Origin of the sequence: Oceanobacillus caeni (assembly GCF_019037185.1) — a bacterium.
Classification (GTDB): Bacteria; Bacillota; Bacilli; order Bacillales; family Amphibacillaceae; genus Oceanobacillus; species Oceanobacillus caeni.
The window spans coordinates 1-17,862 of record NZ_JAHHXM010000015.1; the positions used below are offsets into that span (position 1 = coordinate 1).

A 17,862-nucleotide genomic window follows, 5' to 3' on the forward strand; every position below is an offset into this window, starting at 1 on the left:
AAAGTTCAAATTAAATCTTAGTTAGAGTATAAAATAGCCCATACCTTAATACTAGGTGTGGGCTATTTGACGCTTACCCAATTACCGATATCAAGCGCATGACTACTGATATCCGAGAGCTGAATGCTGATAAAAAGCGTCCTACTGCTGATATCCGGGTGCCGATTACCGATATCAATCGTCCGACCTGCTGATAAACTAGTGCTGACTACTGATGTCAAGCACATGTCTGCTGATATCCAGCTCCTAAGCAAAAGGATTATTGATGATGAAAGGAGGAGCTGTTGATGCACAGCTCCTTTTACCATAATCCGCCGATTGACTTCATGTGCCCATCATCAATCTTTAATCTTCAATCCCAATAACGATGCAAACTGGGTGGCTTGAAGGGAAGATACTTGGCACCCTCTCAAATTATCAATAGAAACAATTAAAGTCTCAAAATATGATGAGCTTATATCGATTCCTTTTAATGATGTATCCTCAAAACTTGCCCTATTCAAATTACAAGAAAGGAATTCAACTTTTTTTAGTTTACAATCATAAAAGTCGGCACTTTCTAATGATACATCTTCAAATATTAATTTCTCTAACTTTGAATTCCCAAACATCGCCATATTTAAAATGGAATCTTTAAACTTAACATTGCCAATGTACGACTCGGTTAGATTGCTCCCAAGAAGTTTGCAATTATGGAATTCGACTCTATTCATAGAAGCATTGCCTAGATTTGTATTGGAAAGATCGCAATTTTCAAAGCGCACATCGGTAATATCGATTCTGCTGAAGTCGGTATTCATGAATTTGCAGTTTTTAATTACACAATTGTATAATCGTACTCGTTCAAGGGTTTCATTGGAAAACTCAGAATCCGTGATAAGACTCATTTCAAATTCTGGATCTATCTCATTATAAATATCCGCAAAATTTCTAGGTATTAAATCATGAGCTATTTTAGGTGCATCTATTTTCATTTCGATACCTTCTTTCGGGGGAGATGTCTTTTGGAAGTATATCATACCCTAGTTAATAGAGGTGACTTTGTAGTTGCTTTTAGAGAAATGACAAAAACCCATTGTATTGCTAGTAAGATTTACTTTCGGTGCTTCCCTGATAGCACGGTTAATTTTTTTTGAAAAATTTTTTAACTTTAAAAGGTAACTCATTCTCCCGACAAGTACTCACCGGATCTACATTCCGTTTAAACGACAACTCATTCTCAACCTTTTTCAATAAAATAACTACCCAGACTCATACTGAAATCCGGATAGTTATATTTGAATTTACCATTTATTGAGATTGGGAAGGGTCCTGCCCCTCTGGTTCTATTTACCGCGAACGATAGTAAAAGGGACTTATTTTTTCCTGATGGTCGTATTTTTTCACGATTAGATATACTAAACAAAACCAAGCAACTGAAATACTAACGGCACCGATTGTATCAGATAAATAATGTGCTTCTAGGAACAAGCGGCTTAACGCTACGCCTATAATTAGAAATACACCGATTATGGATAAAACCGTTTTTAGTAAATTACCTTTTATTAAACGAAATACGAGATATAATAGAAACAAAAGTAAAATGGTGCTTCTCATCGTATGACCACTAGGGAAACTATAGGATGGGATTTCCAGTGAAAAGTTGAATACTTCGATGTTACTAACATCGTTACCCGGACGCTCCCTGTGAAATAATATTTTTAGAAGAAAGTTTAAAACCACTCCACCAACTGATAATGATAAAAAGAATATCGTGTGATACCAATCTTTTTTTAATACAAAGAGAGCGGCAATGACCAATGTAATGAATAAAATTACTTCACTAGCCCCTATTAGGGAAATAACATTCATTATTTTAACGATTGTCGTTGTCGAGATATCATAAACCCAATTTACAATATTCTGATCGTAGTTAGTTCCCTTTTCTCCTGTAAAAATAAATGTAATGGAAAAAAACACAATGATAGAAATGAACATGATGATAAGTATCGACTTGTTTTTCATGAAATACTCCTTACGCTTTATTAATTGAACGTACCCTATCATATATTTTAAGGATTTGTTAAGTCAATGGTTATGGCGTTAAGGGTTCTGTCTCTGTTATGGGGGGATGAAGGAAAACCCCTACTGATGGAAGTCTTCTTTACGAAATTAAACTAATTTGTGTAAAAACAGCATTTGGAAAATGTATCAGAGGACTTATCTTTCCCCGTCCCAATTAATGTAGCAGTGTTTTTCGCATTGTAAAACACTACTCTTTGTTTTTAGAAAGCTTTGATTGGAGGAATAGACCTATCCACATGGTTCCCCTAGCTAAAAATAAAGAATCTGGCACGATAGCCAGATTCAAAATTAATCCATTTCCAACAAATCCTTCACCCGCTTCACATAAGGTTCCTTATCATATGAAAAATACAACATACTGGTTAACCGAATTGGATCACCAAAGAAAAAGCGTTCATACTGGATCTCGCGTGTGCCGAAAGCGCTCATTGTCATATCCCAAGCTAGGCGGAAAATCTTAACACGTGATTCAGCATCATCGGCTTTCGATTGCAAATATTGATCCAAATCTCCCCTAAGTGATGATTGAAATGCTTGTTCTGTTGGGATGGACATTAATCCACTAGCCCCAAGTTGCTGGATAATTTCACTGAATCTTGCATAGACACGTGGGAATACAACACTAGCTACTTGTAACGTTTTTCGATCGGGTCTTATAAATCCCCATTCATCCAGTTCAGCTTCCACTTCCGATTTGATAACCAATGCCTTCATCGTTTCCAATGCAACAATGATTTCAGACGCCTTTTCCTGAACGTGCTGGTATTCACCAATATGGATTGTATCAATGATGGATTGAACCACACCTAGGACAAATTCGATTTTCACAATCTGTCTGGATACGGATTGGTGCAATGTAAGCGGAAGAAATGAACTAGCAGTAATGAAAGTATTGGAGACTTCTATATTGTTATAATAAAACACACGCTCCCACGGAACAAGCACGTTATCAAAGACTACAAGGGTATCCATTTCTTCATAACGGGAACTTAATGGATAGTTAAATGTAGAATCCCCACCAACAAATGACTCTCTACAGATAAATCTCAGTCCCTTTGTATTATTTGGGATAGCAAATGCAAAACCATTGGCCTTATCTTGTACTCCGCCATTTGATAACACCACGATTTCGTCTGTTATCCCACCCTGTGTTGCCAATAGCCGTGCTCCCTTGATGATAATGCCTTCATCGTTTTCATCCACGACTTTTGCGGCAATTGGCTCATCGTCTAAATCTTCAAAGTAAAACTGTCCACGATTGACTTGAGGATTTACAAATGTATGTGTCATGGATAAATCTTTTTCGCGGGCATATTCATAAAAAGATACTAGATGTTCGGGAAAACAGTTTTCTTTTCCTTTTAAAAAGTTTGCAGAAGATGCAAGTGCCGTCACCACGGTATTCATATAATCCGGACTTCTTCCCATCATGCCATTAGTGGATTGGGCCCATTGTTGAATCATGTTGCGTCTTTTCATTAGATCCTCTTTCGTTTTAGGTTGCAAATAAGACATTCCTACCCGATGTTCCGTTAACGGAGAAGGGTATGTCATCCTATCTTGTAACGCCTTTTTATGTTGCAAGTCATATAATTTTGCTTGACTTCTCATAACCCCTTTGAATGCTGGGTGCTCAGAAATTTTCCCGGTGACAGGGTAATCATCTACCCATACTTCCGTTTGAAGGCGGTCGATTCGATTGATATATTCACTTCCAATAATGGCTGGCATAACACACACTCCTTAAAAATTCATAATCAGATGTCAACAAGATTAAAATATTTTATTAGAATTTATGGAGATGGTTACAATTTTGGAAGCAGCTACATGTGATTGATTTTAATTGCTTAAAGATCATAGAAACAGGTTCCCAAGGATCCATCTCGACATTTAAAAATAAACATGTTAAAATAAATATGTAACCGGTTCCGGATAGGAGAAGGATGGATATGGCGATAACGATTCGTGATGTGGCGAAAGAAGCTGGAGTTTCAGCTGCTACGGTATCACGGGTACTGAATAATAGTGGTTATGCGCATGAAGATACGAGAAAAGCGGTATTAGATGCGATTCATAAATTAAATTATAAACCGAATGAAGTGGCTAGGTCATTATTTAAGCAAAAGTCAAAATTGATAGGATTAATACTTCCAGATATAACGAATCCATTTTTTCCAGCGTTGGCTAGGGGAGTGGAAGATCAACTTCGGGAAGAAGGCTATCGATTGATTATTGGTAATAGCGATGAGCATTTAGAGCAGGAAATTGACTACCTTGATACGTTTATCCAACATAATGTTGTGGGTATTATTGCTTCTGTTAATGAGGCTCACAGTGATATGTTGAAAAACCTAAATATACCAGTAGTTTTGCTAGATCGAACGATAGAGAGTTTGCCTGCTGTGTATGCAGACCAGTTTGAAGGAGGCAAGTTAGCTGCTCGGAAGATAGTAGAGCTTGGCTGTAAGGAAATCACCATTATAAGAGGCCCGGTAGAAGTGAAGCCTGTTTATGAGCGGTTTGTTTCTTCGTTTCAAACGTTAAGGCAGGCTGGTGTGAAGATAAATGTATTCGATTCCAAGCTTTCGTTCCAAGGGGCAAGCAATTCAGTGAAAACATTGTTTGACAAATACCCGAACACAAATGGAATTCTTGCCTGTAATGATATCGTTGCAGTTGCCGTCATGAATGAAGCACAGCGTACTGGTCGAAGGATTCCAGAGGATGTACAAATCATTGGATTCGATGATATTTCTATATGTGAAATCGTTTATCCGGGATTATCAACGATTCGTCAGCCTGCGTATGAAATGGGCGCTAAAGCTGCGGAAATCATTATTAAAAAAGTAAAACAGGAAGTTTTACCGAATATACATTGTAAGTTACCCGTTCAATTTGTGGAAAGAGAGTCCACAAGAAAGGTAGGAGATTAAGATGGTAAATATTGTAGTTGTTGGAAGTTCCTCTATGGATTTAGTCGTTACAGCTGATAAAAGGCCAAAAGCTGGAGAAACACTAATTGGAGAATCGTTTCAGACTGTTCCTGGAGGGAAGGGAGCCAATCAAGCCGTAGCTGCAGCAAGACTGGGTGCTAATGTATCCATGATTGGCCGAGTTGGAAAGGATGCATTTGGTAAGGAAATACTTGATAATTTAAAGAAAAATGGTGTTTCTGTAAACCATGTGGAACCCGTTCCACATTTATCTTCTGGTACAGCACATATCACGCTTGCTGAAGGAGATAACAGCATTATCTTTGTAAAAGGTGCAAATGATGAGGTCACACCATCCTATTTGGAAAAAGCTGATTCTATTCTAAAGGAAGCAGATATGATCATGGTACAACAAGAAATTCCAGAGGAAACGGTTGAATACATTGCAGATTTTTGCAATCAATTTAATAAAAAATGGTTACTGAATCCCGCTCCCGCACGGAAGATAAGCGATAACGTTATTGAATCTGCAACATATCTTACACCGAATGAACATGAGTTTACTGTTATGTTTGGGGAGGAGAATCGTTCCGAGGTACTCGCTCGTTATCCAAATAAGCTATTAATTACAGAAGGAAAAAATGGAGTTCGTTATTTTAATGGAGAATGCGAGGAAGTTGTTCCGTCCTTTGTTGTAGAAGCAGTGGATACTACGGGAGCTGGGGATACATTTAATGCAGCTTTTGCAGTTGCTGTTGCGGAAGGGAAAACAATAAAGGAGGCACTGCGATTCGCGAATCGTGCAGCATCCATTTCGATTACGAAGTTTGGAGCACAAGGTGGTATGCCAACTAGAGAAGAAGTGGAAGGGAATTTTTAAACAATGAAAAAGAATGGCATTTTAAATAGCAATATAGCAAAAGTATTAGTCGATCTGGGTCATACCGATACCATCGTTATTGGCGATGCGGGTCTACCCGTTCCAGATGGAGTATTAAAAATAGATTTAGCACTTACACCTGGTACGCCTTCTTTTCAGGAGGTAGTAAAAGCAGTCGTGGATGACATGGTTATTGAAAAGGTGACAATCGCAGAAGAAATGAAAGATACTAATCCAAATCAACATGAATTTATGAAAATGTTTTTTGGTCACGATATGGAATATGTGAAACATGAGCAGTTTAAACAACTGACAGCAAATGCGAAGGCTATCATTCGAACAGGAGAAATCACTGCATATTCTAATTGTATATTACATGCTGGTGTCTTTTTCTCCCACCTAAACGGACAGTAAGACTTCTACCTCAGGCTTCTGGAGAAACAAAGGAGGTAGGCGGGAGTCTTAATGCCCGTAAAGTTCCGATAAGTGCGACTAACATCAGTGGGGGATGAAGGAAAACCCCCGCTGACGAAGTCTTTTTTATAAAAAGAGGGGTGATTGATATGCGAATTTTGATGGAAAATATTCACAAAGCTTTTGGAGCTAATAAGGTTCTCGAAGGAGTAGATTTTGAATTAGAGCCTGGGGAAATTCATGCGCTAATGGGTGAAAATGGAGCAGGAAAGTCAACGTTAATGAATATTTTAACGGGGCTTTTCCATCAGGATCAAGGAAAGATTACGATTGATGGAAAGGAAACCGTGTTTAGTGATTCAAAACAAGCAGAAGAAGCTGGACTTGCTTTTATTAGACAAGAATTAAATATTTGGCCACAAATGACTGTTTTGGAAAATTTATTTATTGGAAAAGAGAAACGAAATGCACTAGGTGTTTTAAAAGAGAAGGAAATGAAAACGTTAGCAGAAGGCGTTTTTAAACGGTTGAATATTTCTATTCCGTTAAATAAAGAAGCTGGAACATGTTCTGTCGGTGAGCAACAAATGATCGAAATAGCAAAAGCACTGATGCTTGATGCAGAAGTAATTATCATGGATGAACCAACTGCTGCTTTAACGGATAGAGAAATTAGATTGTTGTTCCAAATTATGAAGGAGCTTACTGCAACTGGTGTTTCCCTTGTCTATATTTCTCATCGAATGGAAGAAATCTTTGAAATATGTGATCGTATTACGGTCATGCGTGATGGTGTATCTGTGGCAACCTCGTTCATTAAAGATACTTCCTTTGATGAAATTGTGAAGCAAATGGTTGGGCGTGAGTTAGAAGATAGATATCCAGAACGAAACCCTAAATACGGGGAAACGGTTATGGAAGTAAACGGGTTAACAAGAGAAGGCGTTTTTGAAGATATTCATTTTTCCATAAAGGAAGGAGAAATACTCGGGATATCTGGTTTGATGGGTGCAGGACGAACCGAGATTATGCGTGCATTATTCGGGATTGACCCTTACGATCGTGGAGAAATAATCATGAATGGAAACCCCATTTCTATTAAAAATCCATCAAGTGCTGCAAAACAAGGCTTAGCTTTTATTACAGAGGATAGAAAAGATGAGGGGTTAGTTCTAGATTTCTCCATACGTGAAAATATAGCTTTAACGAATTTAGAAAGTTTTGCCCCAAATGGAGTTGTGAAAGCAAAGGATGAGAAACAGTTTGTAAAAATGATGGTGGAACGATTAAAAGTAAAAATGGAGTCCCAAGAAACGAAGGCTGGTAATCTATCAGGGGGAAATCAACAAAAGGTAGTAATAGCTAAGTGGGTTGGCACTTCTCCTAAAGTTTTAATTATGGACGAGCCTACCAGAGGAATCGATGTTGGTGCGAAACGTGAAATTTATAATTTAATGAATGAGTTAACCGAACGAGGACTCGCAATCATCATGGTTTCTTCAGATCTTCCTGAAGTGTTGGGGATGAGTGATAGAATTCTAGTTATTCATGAGGGGAAGATCTCTGGTGAATTAGTTAGAGAAGAAGCAACACAAGAAAAAATTATGACGTTTGCTACAGGGGGTAATTAAAGTGAAAACAGCAAAGCTATCAACGATTTGGAATAAATTTCTTCCTCTATTGGCGTTAGTCGGTCTGATCGTCGTTGTTACGATATTAAATCCATCATTTATGGATCCGGCCAACATTATGAATCTATTACGACAAATATCTATCAATGGTTTGATTGCGTTCGGTATGACTTTTGTTATTTTGACTGGTGGAATTGATTTATCCGTAGGGTCAATCCTCGCTTTAACGAGTGCTCTTTCAGCTGGAATGATGGTAGCTGGAATAGATCCGATTCTTGCCATTATTATTGGTACAATACTTGGGGCGGTGTTTGGAGCGCTTAATGGTGTGTTAATTGCAAAAGGAAAATTGGCTCCATTTATTGTAACCCTTGCAACGATGACTATTTTCCGGGGATTAACTCTTGTCTACACAGGAGGTAAACCAATTACTGGACTTGGAGATTCCTATGCATTTCAATTGTTCGGTAAAGGATATTTTCTAGGTATTCCTGTTCCAGCGGTAACGATGATTCTTGCGTTTATTGTATTATGGTTCATGCTTCATAAAATGGCATTTGGACGTAAAACGTATGCTCTTGGTGGAAATGAAAAAGCTGCACTTATTTCCGGTATTAAAGTAGATCGAGTGAAAGTTCTGATTTATTCCATTAGTGGAATGATGGCAGGATTAGCTGGTATGATTCTAACTTCACGTTTGAACTCAGCACAGCCAACAGCAGGCCAAGCGTATGAAATGGATGCTATTGCCGCAGTTGTTATTGGTGGTACAAGTCTTGCAGGTGGTAAAGGACGTATTGCAGGTACGTTTATCGGGGTTTTAATTATCGGTATTTTGAATAATGCGATGAACTTACTCGGTATTTCATCTTTCTATCAACAAGTGGTAAAAGGTGTCGTTATCTTAATTGCAGTATTAATAGACAGAAAGAGATCATAAGAGGTGAAAAGAATGAAAAAGCTAGTCACAATTGCGATGGTTTTGATGATGGTCTTTTTAACAGCATGTTCCATGGAAAGTCCGTTTGTCAAGGATGGTTTAGGTGAAGATGAAAATGTAAAAATCGGATTAAGTATTTCAACATTGAATAACCCGTTCTTTGTTTCGCTTCGTGACGCCATTGTTGCGGATGCGGAGGAAAAAGGATATGAGATTATCGTTGTTAATGCTCAAGATGACGCTGCAACAGAGATTAGTGGGATTGAAGATTTAATTCAACAAAACGTGGATGTTCTTTTAATTAACCCGACCGATTCTGCAGCAGTTTCTTCTGCCGTACAATCAGCAAATAATGCGGGTATTCCTGTTATCACGATTGATCGCTCCGCAGATAACGGGGAAGTAGAAACACTCATTACTTCAGATAACGTAGCTGGTGGAGAAATGGCAGCTGACTTTATTTTGGAACAACTTGGTGAAGGTGCAAAAGTAGCAGAAATTCAAGGTATTGCAGGTGCATCTGCAACAAGAGAACGTGGAGAAGGATTCCATCATATTGCGGATAAACAGCTTGATATTGTGGCAAGTCAACCAGCAGACTTTGATCGGACGAAAGGATTAACCGTCATGGAAAACACGTTGCAAGGAAAAGGCGATATTCAAGCGGTGTTTGCACATAATGATGAGATGGCCCTTGGAGCTATAGAAGCAATTAAAGCGGCAGGTAAAGATATCGTTGTCATTGGTTTTGATGGAGTAGAAGATGCATTAGCTTCTGTTCAAGCTGGTGAACTTACCGCGACGATTGCACAACAACCTAACCTTATGGGACAAGAAGCAGTTTCTACAGTGGAAAAAGTGCTTAATGGAGAAGAATTAGAAGAAGTGATAAAAGTACCTTTGGAATTGAAAACGAAATAGGGGAGACGTGGGGATAGGACGAATAACCGCCAAGGCATTGGCGGTTATTTTCATACATCCTTACTTTACTTTAGTAGCTTCAACAACTCGCTTCAATGATTGAATTTGACCTAAATGCATTGCCTCATGGAAAGCCCCCGTTGCAGCCAATTCTCCATAAGTCTCATTACCTAGGAATCTCTTTGGGAGTTTTTGATTAAATGCTTCGCTAGGAATCTCTTTAATACGTACCAGTTGCTCGTTTAATTGCTCGATTAAGGTTTCTACTTTAGGAATATCACCTGTCCAGTCATCTGGTTTTGTACTAGGTCCAAAAATTTCGTTATAATTTGCTGGAATCTTTTCCTGACCTTTGAAGAAAAAGTGCTCGGTTACGACCAGGATATGACCGACTTGCCAATGAATATTGTTGTTGAATCCTTCTGGAACAATTTCTAAAACTTCGGACGAAATACCTTCTAACGCTTGTGATAAAGCTTTTCTTGTTCTAGCAAATTGACCTTTAACTAGTTCGCTCATATAATAACCTCCAAATAATTAAGTGGCTTATATATAATGTATCGAATTTTCAGATATAAGTCTAATCATATGGAGTCAGGGGGACAGGTTGCAAGTGCCGAAAGTTATGATAGTCAAAGTAGTGGTGATTGGGACAAGAGATTTACCCCTAATTATGGCAAATTAAAGCCTTTGCTTTTCATATATTCTCGCATATGGGTTCTTCTTTTATTTCTCATGAAATCGGCCATCGTTTCAGTCCAGCCTATATTTTTATTATTACTAGCTCTAGACTGATAATAATCGCTTATTGTTTGATCGTATTCCTCCAGTATATCTTCATATTTTTCCTCATGGTATGTATTCTCATGAAGAATAGCATCTACAGGGAGTCGAGGTTTTACGTCGTTGATGATGGAGGGTGTGCCTAAACATAATCCAAATAAAGGGAATACTTTATCCGGTAATCCGACAATTTCCCCGATTTGCTTCGGATTATTTCGCACGCCGCCAATATAACAACCACCATAACCAAGTGATTCTGCAGCAACGATAATATTTTGTGCCATTAAAGCTGTGTCAATGGTAGTGACAAGAAAGTTTTCAAGATTATCATGCTCCATTGCTACTCCATGTTTCATACAAGCATGTTCCAATCGTTTTAAATCACCACAAAATAAAAGAAATTCCGAAGCTTCTTTCACATGCTGATTCCTTGAGTATTCGGCAATTTTCTCCCTTTTTTCTAGGTCTGTAATACGAATGATGGAATATGCTTGAACAAAGTTAGAGGAAGAAGCGCTTTGTCCCGCGCGGATCATTTCTAACAAATGTTGCTTTGGTATAGGTGCTGAAGTATATTGGCGAACAGAGACGTGACTATTCATTGTGTTCATCGTTTCCGTTAATGCATCTTTAGGGTTCATTTCGACATCGCTCCTTATCTATTAATTAATTTAAGGCAATTATAGTATAGAGGTGCTAGTATTACAAAATACCCGAAACAGATAATAACAAGAGGAGTCCGTTATTCTGGCCCCTTGGAATATACAAAATTTATGTAATTATTGAAATATTAAAGCGGAGATGTTATACTTGGACTAATTTAATAGGTTTAGGAATAGGTGCAATAAAATATTCTTTTGAACAACCTTTTTTATTGCTTAAAAGGGAAATCGGTTAAACTCCGATGCTGTCCCGCAACTGTATATGGGAGCGATTCGACTACATACCACTGTTTTCATTCGTATGAAAATGGGAAGGTTCGAAAAGTGATGACCATGAGCCAGGAGACCTGCCTATTCTAGCAACATCCAAACCTACGAGGATAGGAGGTGTTAGATGCGACTGGGTTGACATGATAGCCATTGTTATCATGCTTCATCTTAATCTGCTTTTTATGTGTTTATGCATGCTAACAACTTCTATAGGGAGTTGTTTTTTTGTTTTCTGAAATAAAATCGGAACACATGGAGGAAAACCCAATGTATGGGACCGTTAGTTATTTTATTAAAAGGTTAAAGGAAATCATGATGAATAATTTAGTTGTTGATCAAGCATCTACATTGCAAGTGTGTTATTCACAAATAAAACAAGAGATTCGTGCTTACGCAGAAAATAAAGAGAAAGAGGAGGCTTATTTACTTAACTTTGAAAGGGCTTTCGACAATGTGCGAAAAGATTTACTAGGACAAGAGGAGGAGTTTGATGAAAACAAATATTGACTTTGTTCCAGGCCTTGAAGGGGTTATTGCAGCAGAAACAGCGATTTCTTTGCTTGATACAGAACAAGAAAAAATCATCTTAAGAGGCTATGATCTTATTGAATTGTCGCAGCAATATGATTATTTGGATGTGGTGCATCTGTTATTAGAGGATAAATTACCTGATTCAACCGAAAAAGGTCAATTGGAAGAAAAGCTGAAGGACGAATATCAGGTTCCTACTTTTGTAAACGATGTCTTTTCTCTATTGCCGAAGCAGTTACACCCGATGGACGGACAGAGAACAGGTTTATCTATTTTAGCGGGGGTTGATAAGAGCATCGATGATCGTTCCATAGAAGTGAATAAAAATCGCGCCTATAAACTGTTGGCAAAGCTCCCGACTATTACCGTGAATAGCTATAGAATTCTAAATAATGATGAGCCACTATCTCCAAGGAAAGACTTACCGTATAGTGCGAATTTCTTATATATGATAACAGGAAAAGTACCGTCTGATCAGGAAATGAAGATTTTTGATCGCTCCTTACTATTATATAGTGAGCACGAAATGCCCAATTCAACGTTTACAGCGAGAGTTATTGCTTCAACACAATCAGACTTATACGGCTCCTTAACCGGTGCGGTTGCATCGCTGAAAGGGAATTTGCACGGGGGAGCGAATGAGGCTGTGATGCATATGTTGCTAGAAGCTAAAACAGTCGCTGGATTTGAAAAAATGCTAATGGGTAAGTTGGAACGGAAGGAAAAGATTATGGGGTTTGGACATCGTGTATATATGAAGAAAATGGATCCACGGGCATCTATTATGAAGGAATCTTTAAAGCAACTCTGTGAGAAAAAAGGTGATTTTTTATTGTTAGAAATGTGTGAAGCTGGAGAAAAGATAATGGAGGAAGAAAAAGGCCTATACCCTAATCTTGATTATTATGCTGCTCCAGTATATTGGATGCTTGGAATTCCAATTGCATTGTATACCCCAATCTTCTTTAGCGCACGGACAGTTGGATTATGTGCTCATGTAATCGAACAACATCAAAACAATCGACTTTTCAGGCCACGTGTACATTATATTGGCGAGCGGTAATTCGATCAACTGGGGAGTTGTGTACCGCCCGCCGATAAGTGACAGGCACTCATACTTATCATATAGAAAATTTAATAGGAAAGGAAGAGGATTTTGCTAAAAGTAAACGAACAAACGAAAACCGATCCATTATTAGAGGAAATTACGGACTATGTTCTAAACAAAGATATTACGAGTACAGAAGCTTATACAACGGCTCGTTATGTTTTGTTGGATACATTAGGAGGTGGCATTCTTGCACTCAGTTACCCAGAATGCACGAAGTTACTTGGACCTGTTGTACCTGGGACAATCGTACCACATGGAACTCGTGTGCCCGGAACATCTCACGTTCTAGATCCGGTGCAGGGGGCATTTAATATCGGTACGATGATCCGTTGGCTTGACTATAATGATACATGGTTAGCAGCGGAATGGGGACATCCATCCGATAACCTGGGTGGAATATTGGCGGTTGCTGATTATATTAGCCAAATTCGTGTTGCTAAAGGGCAGTCTCCTCTTCTCGTAGATGATGTATTGGAAATGATAATTAAGGCGCATGAAATCCAAGGTGTGCTTGCATTGGAAAATAGTTTAAATCGAGTTGGACTTGACCATGTATTATTTGTGAAAATCGCAACTACTGCTGTTGTTACGAAAATGTTAGGTGGTGGCAGGGAAGAAATTATTAATGCATTGTCCAATGCCTGGATTGATAATTCAAGTTTACGAACGTATCGGCATGCCCCAAATACGGGTTCTCGTAAATCATGGGCTGCAGGGGATGCTACTAGTCGAGCGGTATTTCTATCCTTGTTAGCTATAAAGGGAGAAATGGGCTATCCATCCGCATTAACGGCACCAGATTGGGGATTCCAAGATGTTTTATTTAACAAACAAACCTTAACACTTGCTCGTCCGTTAGATTCCTATGTGATGGAAAATGTATTATTCAAAGTTTCCTATCCTGCTGAATTTCATGCCCAAACTGCGGCGGAAGCGGCTATCGAGTTGCATCCGAAAGTAAAAGATCGTTTAAACGAGATTGATAGAATAGAAATTACAACTCATGAGTCTGCTATTCGTATTATTGACAAAAAAGGCCCTTTAAACAATCCTGCAGACCGCGACCATTGCTTGCAATATATTACGGCAATTGGACTCTTAAAAGGGGATATTACTGCAGAGGATTACGAGGATGAAGCTGCAGCAGATCCAGTCATTGATATGTTACGAGATAAGGTGATAGTTACGGAAAACAAAGAATATACCAAAGATTACCTTGATCCGAATAAGCGCTCGATCGCTAATGCGGTTCAGGTTCATTTTAAAGATGGGACATCAACAGAAAAAGTGGAATGCGAGTATCCATTGGGTCACCGTTTTAGAAGAGAGGAAGCATTTCCGAAAATTATCGCGAAATTTTCCTCCAATCTATCGACACATTATACAGAAAAACAACGAAAGAAAATAGAAGAAGTGTGTTTGAATGATGATAAAATCCGTTCGATGCATGTGAATGAATTCATGGAACTATTTGTCTGATAAGGGAAGTATAAACCTTACTCTCTGCAAGTACAACTAAGGCGTTCTCCGGCCTAATGGCGAATGCCTTAGTTTCTAATCAATCCATAAAGGAGGGCTTTATTCATGGCTTGGATAGTCGATCAACAATCATCTCAAGTAGAATTGGCCAATCAATTTAAAGAATTAATCAATGAAGAATCTATTTTGCAAATCCCCGGGGCGCATGATGCGATGGCAGCGCTTGTTGCAAAAAATGCAGGATTTTCGGCACTTTATTTGTCGGGTGGTGCTTATACAGCGAGCAGGGGGCTTCCTGACCTTGGAATTATCACATCAACGGAAATAGCAGAAAGGGCGAGGGACCTTATTCGGGCTACGAATTTACCAGTACTTGTTGATATTGATACAGGATTTGGTGGTGTCTTGAACGCCGCTCGTACGGCAAGAGAAATGGTCGAGGCGAATGTAGCCGCTGTTCAAATAGAAGATCAAAAGCTCCCTAAAAAATGTGGTCACTTGAACGGAAAGCAACTTGTTTCCACAGAAGAAATGGTTCAAAAAATAAGAGCGATGAAAGAAGTTGCTCCATCTTTAGTTGTTATTGCACGGACAGATGCACGTTCGGTTGAAGGTTTGGATGCAGTTATGGAAAGATCACAAGCCTATATTCAAGCCGGAGCGGACGGGATTTTCCCAGAGGCGTTACAGTCGGATGAGGAGTTTCGATTGGCCGCTAAGAATATTGATGTCCCACTTTTAGCGAATATGACGGAATTCGGAAAGACACCATATATCACTGCAGAAGAATTTGAAAGTATGGGCTTTAACATGGTGATCTATCCAGTGACGTCTTTGAGAGTGGCCGCAAAAGCTTATGAGCGGATATTTTCCTTAATTAAAGAGCAAGGAACTCAAAAGCAGGGGATTTCGGATATGCAAACAAGAAAAGAACTATATGATACGATATCCCTCTATGACTTTGAGGAACTGGATGAAAGCATTGCTAAGACGCTATTGCCAAAGGATTAACATTCCTTTGGCGAGTTACCTTAACTTGTCCTTCATCGATCCCAGGGCAGAGTGCTGATATCTCGGAGCATAGCTGCTGATATCTCGGAGCAGAGAGTACTGATATCTTGGAGCAGAGAGTACTGATATCTTGGACAGAGCTGATATCTTGGAGCAGAGCGCTGATATCTTGGAGCAGAGCGCTGATATCTTGGAGCAGAGCGCTGATATCTTGGAGCAGAGCGCTGATATCTTGGAGCGAGCGCTGATATCTTGGAGCAGAGCGCTGATATCTTGGAGCAGAGCGCTGATATCTTGGAGCAGAGCGCTGATATCTTGGAGCAGAGCGCTGATATCTCGGAGCAGAGTACTGATATCTCGGAGCGGAGTACTGATATATTGGTGCTGAATGCTGATATCTTGATGCAGAGTGTGATATCCCTGGTTTGAGTACCGATTTTTTAGAATAATAGTTTGTAAATATGTAAGAAATATCCACAATGTATGATAGTTTCGTCCATTGCCCTTCTTCCATTAAAATATGTTCATGATAGGTGGAAGGGACGTTGTGGGTCAATACATTGTGTAAAATATTTGTGAATATAATCACATATACTTGTCAATATATGATCTAAGTGTTATAGTCATATTGTTAATTATTTAAGTTAATTGTTCTACTGAATGTGAAATGTTGAACGATTAAATATATTGGAGGCTTATTTATTATGAGAGTAGCGGTTATAGGATGTACACACGCTGGAACAGCAGCGATTAATAATATATTAAATCTTTATCCCGATGCACAAATAGATGTTTTTGAAAAGAATGATAATGTTTCCTTCTTATCTTGTGGTATTGCCCTTTATGTAGGTGGAGTAGTTAACGATCCAAACGGGCTATTTTACGCTTCTGTAGAACAATTTGAAAAACAAGGTGTACGTATGCATATGAATCATGAAGTGACATCTTGTGATATAAATAACAAACAGTTACAAGCAAGAGATATGAAAACAAATGAAACAAAAGATTATAACTATGATAAATTAATTATTACCTCTGGTTCTTGGCCTGTAACACCACCGATTTCAGGTTCTGATTTAGAAAACGTCTTATTATGTAAAAACTTCGCTCACGCCAATGAAATCATCAAACGTTCTGAATCCGTTGAAAATGTTGTCGTTGTTGGAGCGGGATACATTGGTGTTGAACTAGTGGAAGCCTTTGAACAAAATGGCAAAAACGTAACATTAATTGATAGTGAAGAAAGAATTTTAAATCGCTATTTGGATGATACTTTTACAGCACCTGTTGAAACCACATTTACCGAACGAGGCGTTGAATTAGCACTTGGACAAACTGTTTCCAAATTTGAAGGAACAAACGCTGTGGAAAAGGTAATCACGGATAAAGGTGAATACAGAGCGGATTTAGTTGTCATGTGTATTGGATTTAGACCGAATACAGAATTAGTCAAAGGTCAAATCGATATGCTAGGAAATGGTGCCATTATCGTTGATGAATATATGCAAACAAGTGTAAAAGACGTGTATGCAGCGGGGGATTGTTGTGCTGTGAATTATAATGCAACAAAACAGCCAGCTTATATCCCATTAGCAACCAATGCAGTAAGAATGGGTACGCTTGTCGCCCATAATCTTGTCACACCAGTATTAGCACATCCCGGAACACAAGGTACATCAGGTTTGAAAATATATAATCATAACATTGCGTCAACAGGTTTAACCGAAAGTGCTGCAACGTTAGCGGGATTATCTGTCGATAGTGCGTATATAGAAGATCAGTATCGGCCAGAATTTATGCCGGAAAATGCATTGATTCAATTAAAACTAGTCTACGAAATAGAAACACATCGCATTGTTGGTGCTCAAGTAATTTCTGATGCTGACTTTACCCAAGCGATTAACACAATAAGCGTTGGTATTGCAAACAACATGACCATTGAACAACTAGCATTAACTGATTTCTTTTTCCAACCTCATTATAATAAGCCAGTAAACTATTTGAATCAGGTAGCATTAGAAGCCATGGCGAAGGAAAGCAAAAAGGTTAATAAAGAAACTGTACCTGCTTAATCCGCAAATGAGCCGGAGGGGCCTATCCCTCCGGCTCATTTGAGCAATTCTAGCATTTTAAGAAGATAAAAATGTTATAATAAAACAATAGAAGTTTCCTTATTACATATTAGTCTATAAGTGAAAAAGTAAACAAAGTAAATTTAAGAAGGAGGAAAAT

16 protein-coding genes and 1 riboswitch are annotated in these 17,862 nt (G+C 38.6%); of the genes, 11 read left to right on the forward strand and 5 right to left on the reverse strand.

Going from position 1 to position 17,862, the window contains the following annotated elements; all coding sequences use genetic code 11:
- Positions 1–338: 338 nt before the first annotated feature.
- The 3 genes from KM885_RS09840 to hpaB all read right to left on the reverse strand — a co-directional run bounded on the left by KM885_RS09840 (position 339) and on the right by hpaB (position 3,795).
- Positions 339–974, reverse strand: a complete 636-nt coding sequence (locus KM885_RS09840; RefSeq protein ID WP_216883866.1) for a pentapeptide repeat-containing protein — start codon at positions 972–974, stop codon at positions 339–341.
- Positions 975–1,329: 355 nt separating this feature from the next.
- Positions 1,330–2,004, reverse strand: coding sequence for a phosphatase PAP2 family protein (locus tag KM885_RS09845; RefSeq protein WP_204797712.1), 675 nt, complete (start codon positions 2,002–2,004; stop codon positions 1,330–1,332).
- 348 nt (positions 2,005–2,352) lie between these two features.
- Positions 2,353–3,795 (reverse strand): 4-hydroxyphenylacetate 3-monooxygenase, oxygenase component, encoded by a 1,443-nt coding sequence (hpaB, locus tag KM885_RS09850; protein ID WP_216883867.1) that lies wholly within the window; start codon positions 3,793–3,795, stop codon positions 2,353–2,355.
- Positions 3,796–4,013: 218 nt separating this feature from the next.
- On the opposite strand from hpaB, the gene KM885_RS09855 reads away from it, so the two are divergent.
- From KM885_RS09855 to rbsB, 6 genes are all read left to right on the forward strand, one after another.
- Positions 4,014–4,997, forward strand: coding sequence for a LacI family DNA-binding transcriptional regulator (locus tag KM885_RS09855; RefSeq protein WP_060667686.1), 984 nt, complete (start codon positions 4,014–4,016; stop codon positions 4,995–4,997).
- A gap of 1 nt (position 4,998) precedes the next feature.
- Entirely contained in the window at positions 4,999–5,877 is an 879-nt protein-coding gene (rbsK, locus tag KM885_RS09860; RefSeq protein WP_047185976.1) for a ribokinase, read from the forward strand.
- 3 nt (positions 5,878–5,880) lie between these two features.
- Positions 5,881–6,291 (forward strand): D-ribose pyranase, encoded by a 411-nt coding sequence (gene rbsD, locus KM885_RS09865; RefSeq protein WP_047185977.1) that lies wholly within the window; start codon positions 5,881–5,883, stop codon positions 6,289–6,291.
- Positions 6,292–6,440: 149 nt separating this feature from the next.
- The gene (locus KM885_RS09870; RefSeq protein WP_216883868.1) at positions 6,441–7,922 is read left to right on the forward strand and encodes a sugar ABC transporter ATP-binding protein; all 1,482 of its coding nucleotides are present in this window, start codon (positions 6,441–6,443) and stop codon (positions 7,920–7,922) included.
- A gap of 1 nt (position 7,923) precedes the next feature.
- The gene (locus KM885_RS09875; protein WP_370447411.1) at positions 7,924–8,862 is read left to right on the forward strand and encodes an ABC transporter permease subunit; all 939 of its coding nucleotides are present in this window, start codon (positions 7,924–7,926) and stop codon (positions 8,860–8,862) included.
- A gap of 12 nt (positions 8,863–8,874) precedes the next feature.
- Complete coding sequence (rbsB, locus tag KM885_RS09880) at positions 8,875–9,783, forward strand: ribose ABC transporter substrate-binding protein RbsB (protein ID WP_047185979.1); 909 nt, start codon at positions 8,875–8,877, stop codon at positions 9,781–9,783.
- Between the two features lie 60 nt (positions 9,784–9,843).
- On the opposite strand, the gene KM885_RS09885 is transcribed toward rbsB, so the two are convergent.
- Both KM885_RS09885 and nfsA read right to left on the reverse strand, forming a co-directional pair.
- The gene (locus KM885_RS09885) at positions 9,844–10,302 is read right to left on the reverse strand and encodes a DinB family protein (protein ID WP_145523602.1); all 459 of its coding nucleotides are present in this window, start codon (positions 10,300–10,302) and stop codon (positions 9,844–9,846) included.
- A 152-nt stretch (positions 10,303–10,454) separates the two neighbouring features.
- Positions 10,455–11,207 (reverse strand): oxygen-insensitive NADPH nitroreductase, encoded by a 753-nt coding sequence (gene nfsA, locus KM885_RS09890; RefSeq protein WP_047185981.1) that lies wholly within the window; start codon positions 11,205–11,207, stop codon positions 10,455–10,457.
- Positions 11,208–11,386: 179 nt separating this feature from the next.
- Positions 11,387–11,597, forward strand: a riboswitch (cobalamin riboswitch).
- A 126-nt stretch (positions 11,598–11,723) separates the two neighbouring features.
- Between nfsA and KM885_RS09895 the strand changes: the two genes are divergently transcribed.
- The 5 genes from KM885_RS09895 to KM885_RS09915 all read left to right on the forward strand — a co-directional run bounded on the left by KM885_RS09895 (position 11,724) and on the right by KM885_RS09915 (position 17,702).
- Positions 11,724–12,005: a hypothetical protein gene (locus tag KM885_RS09895; protein WP_047185982.1), complete on the forward strand. Its 282-nt coding sequence runs from the start codon at positions 11,724–11,726 to the stop codon at positions 12,003–12,005.
- A complete protein-coding gene (gene mmgD, locus KM885_RS09900) occupies positions 11,986–13,092 on the forward strand; it encodes a citrate synthase (RefSeq protein WP_420874571.1) in 1,107 nt (368 codons plus the stop codon). Before KM885_RS09895 ends, mmgD begins: the two co-directional genes overlap by 20 nt.
- A gap of 93 nt (positions 13,093–13,185) precedes the next feature.
- Positions 13,186–14,619, forward strand: coding sequence for a bifunctional 2-methylcitrate dehydratase/aconitate hydratase (locus tag KM885_RS09905; protein WP_216883870.1), 1,434 nt, complete (start codon positions 13,186–13,188; stop codon positions 14,617–14,619).
- Positions 14,620–14,724: 105 nt separating this feature from the next.
- A complete protein-coding gene (gene prpB / locus KM885_RS09910) occupies positions 14,725–15,630 on the forward strand; it encodes a methylisocitrate lyase (RefSeq protein WP_216883871.1) in 906 nt (301 codons plus the stop codon).
- A 704-nt stretch (positions 15,631–16,334) separates the two neighbouring features.
- Positions 16,335–17,702: an FAD-dependent oxidoreductase gene (locus KM885_RS09915; protein ID WP_216883872.1), complete on the forward strand. Its 1,368-nt coding sequence runs from the start codon at positions 16,335–16,337 to the stop codon at positions 17,700–17,702.
- The last annotated feature ends 160 nt before the right edge of the window (positions 17,703–17,862 follow it).

What these genes read in the sequence shown, in the direction of transcription:
- KM885_RS09840 (WP_216883866.1), bottom strand. Translation starts at nt 974, where the DNA reads ATGAAAATAGATGCACCTAAAATAGCTCATGATTTAATACCTAGAAAT.
- KM885_RS09845 (WP_204797712.1), bottom strand. Translation starts at nt 2,004, where the DNA reads ATGAAAAACAAGTCGATACTTATCATCATGTTCATTTCTATCATTGTG.
- hpaB (WP_216883867.1), bottom strand. Translation starts at nt 3,795, where the DNA reads ATGCCAGCCATTATTGGAAGTGAATATATCAATCGAATCGACCGCCTT.
- KM885_RS09855 (WP_060667686.1), top strand. Translation starts at nt 4,014, where the DNA reads ATGGCGATAACGATTCGTGATGTGGCGAAAGAAGCTGGAGTTTCAGCT.
- rbsK (WP_047185976.1), top strand. Translation starts at nt 4,999, where the DNA reads ATGGTAAATATTGTAGTTGTTGGAAGTTCCTCTATGGATTTAGTCGTT.
- rbsD (WP_047185977.1), top strand. Translation starts at nt 5,881, where the DNA reads ATGAAAAAGAATGGCATTTTAAATAGCAATATAGCAAAAGTATTAGTC.
- KM885_RS09870 (WP_216883868.1), top strand. Translation starts at nt 6,441, where the DNA reads ATGCGAATTTTGATGGAAAATATTCACAAAGCTTTTGGAGCTAATAAG.
- rbsB (WP_047185979.1), top strand. Translation starts at nt 8,875, where the DNA reads ATGAAAAAGCTAGTCACAATTGCGATGGTTTTGATGATGGTCTTTTTA.
- KM885_RS09885 (WP_145523602.1), bottom strand. Translation starts at nt 10,302, where the DNA reads ATGAGCGAACTAGTTAAAGGTCAATTTGCTAGAACAAGAAAAGCTTTA.
- nfsA (WP_047185981.1), bottom strand. Translation starts at nt 11,207, where the DNA reads ATGAACCCTAAAGATGCATTAACGGAAACGATGAACACAATGAATAGT.
- prpB (WP_216883871.1), top strand. Translation starts at nt 14,725, where the DNA reads ATGGCTTGGATAGTCGATCAACAATCATCTCAAGTAGAATTGGCCAAT.
- KM885_RS09915 (WP_216883872.1), top strand. Translation starts at nt 16,335, where the DNA reads ATGAGAGTAGCGGTTATAGGATGTACACACGCTGGAACAGCAGCGATT.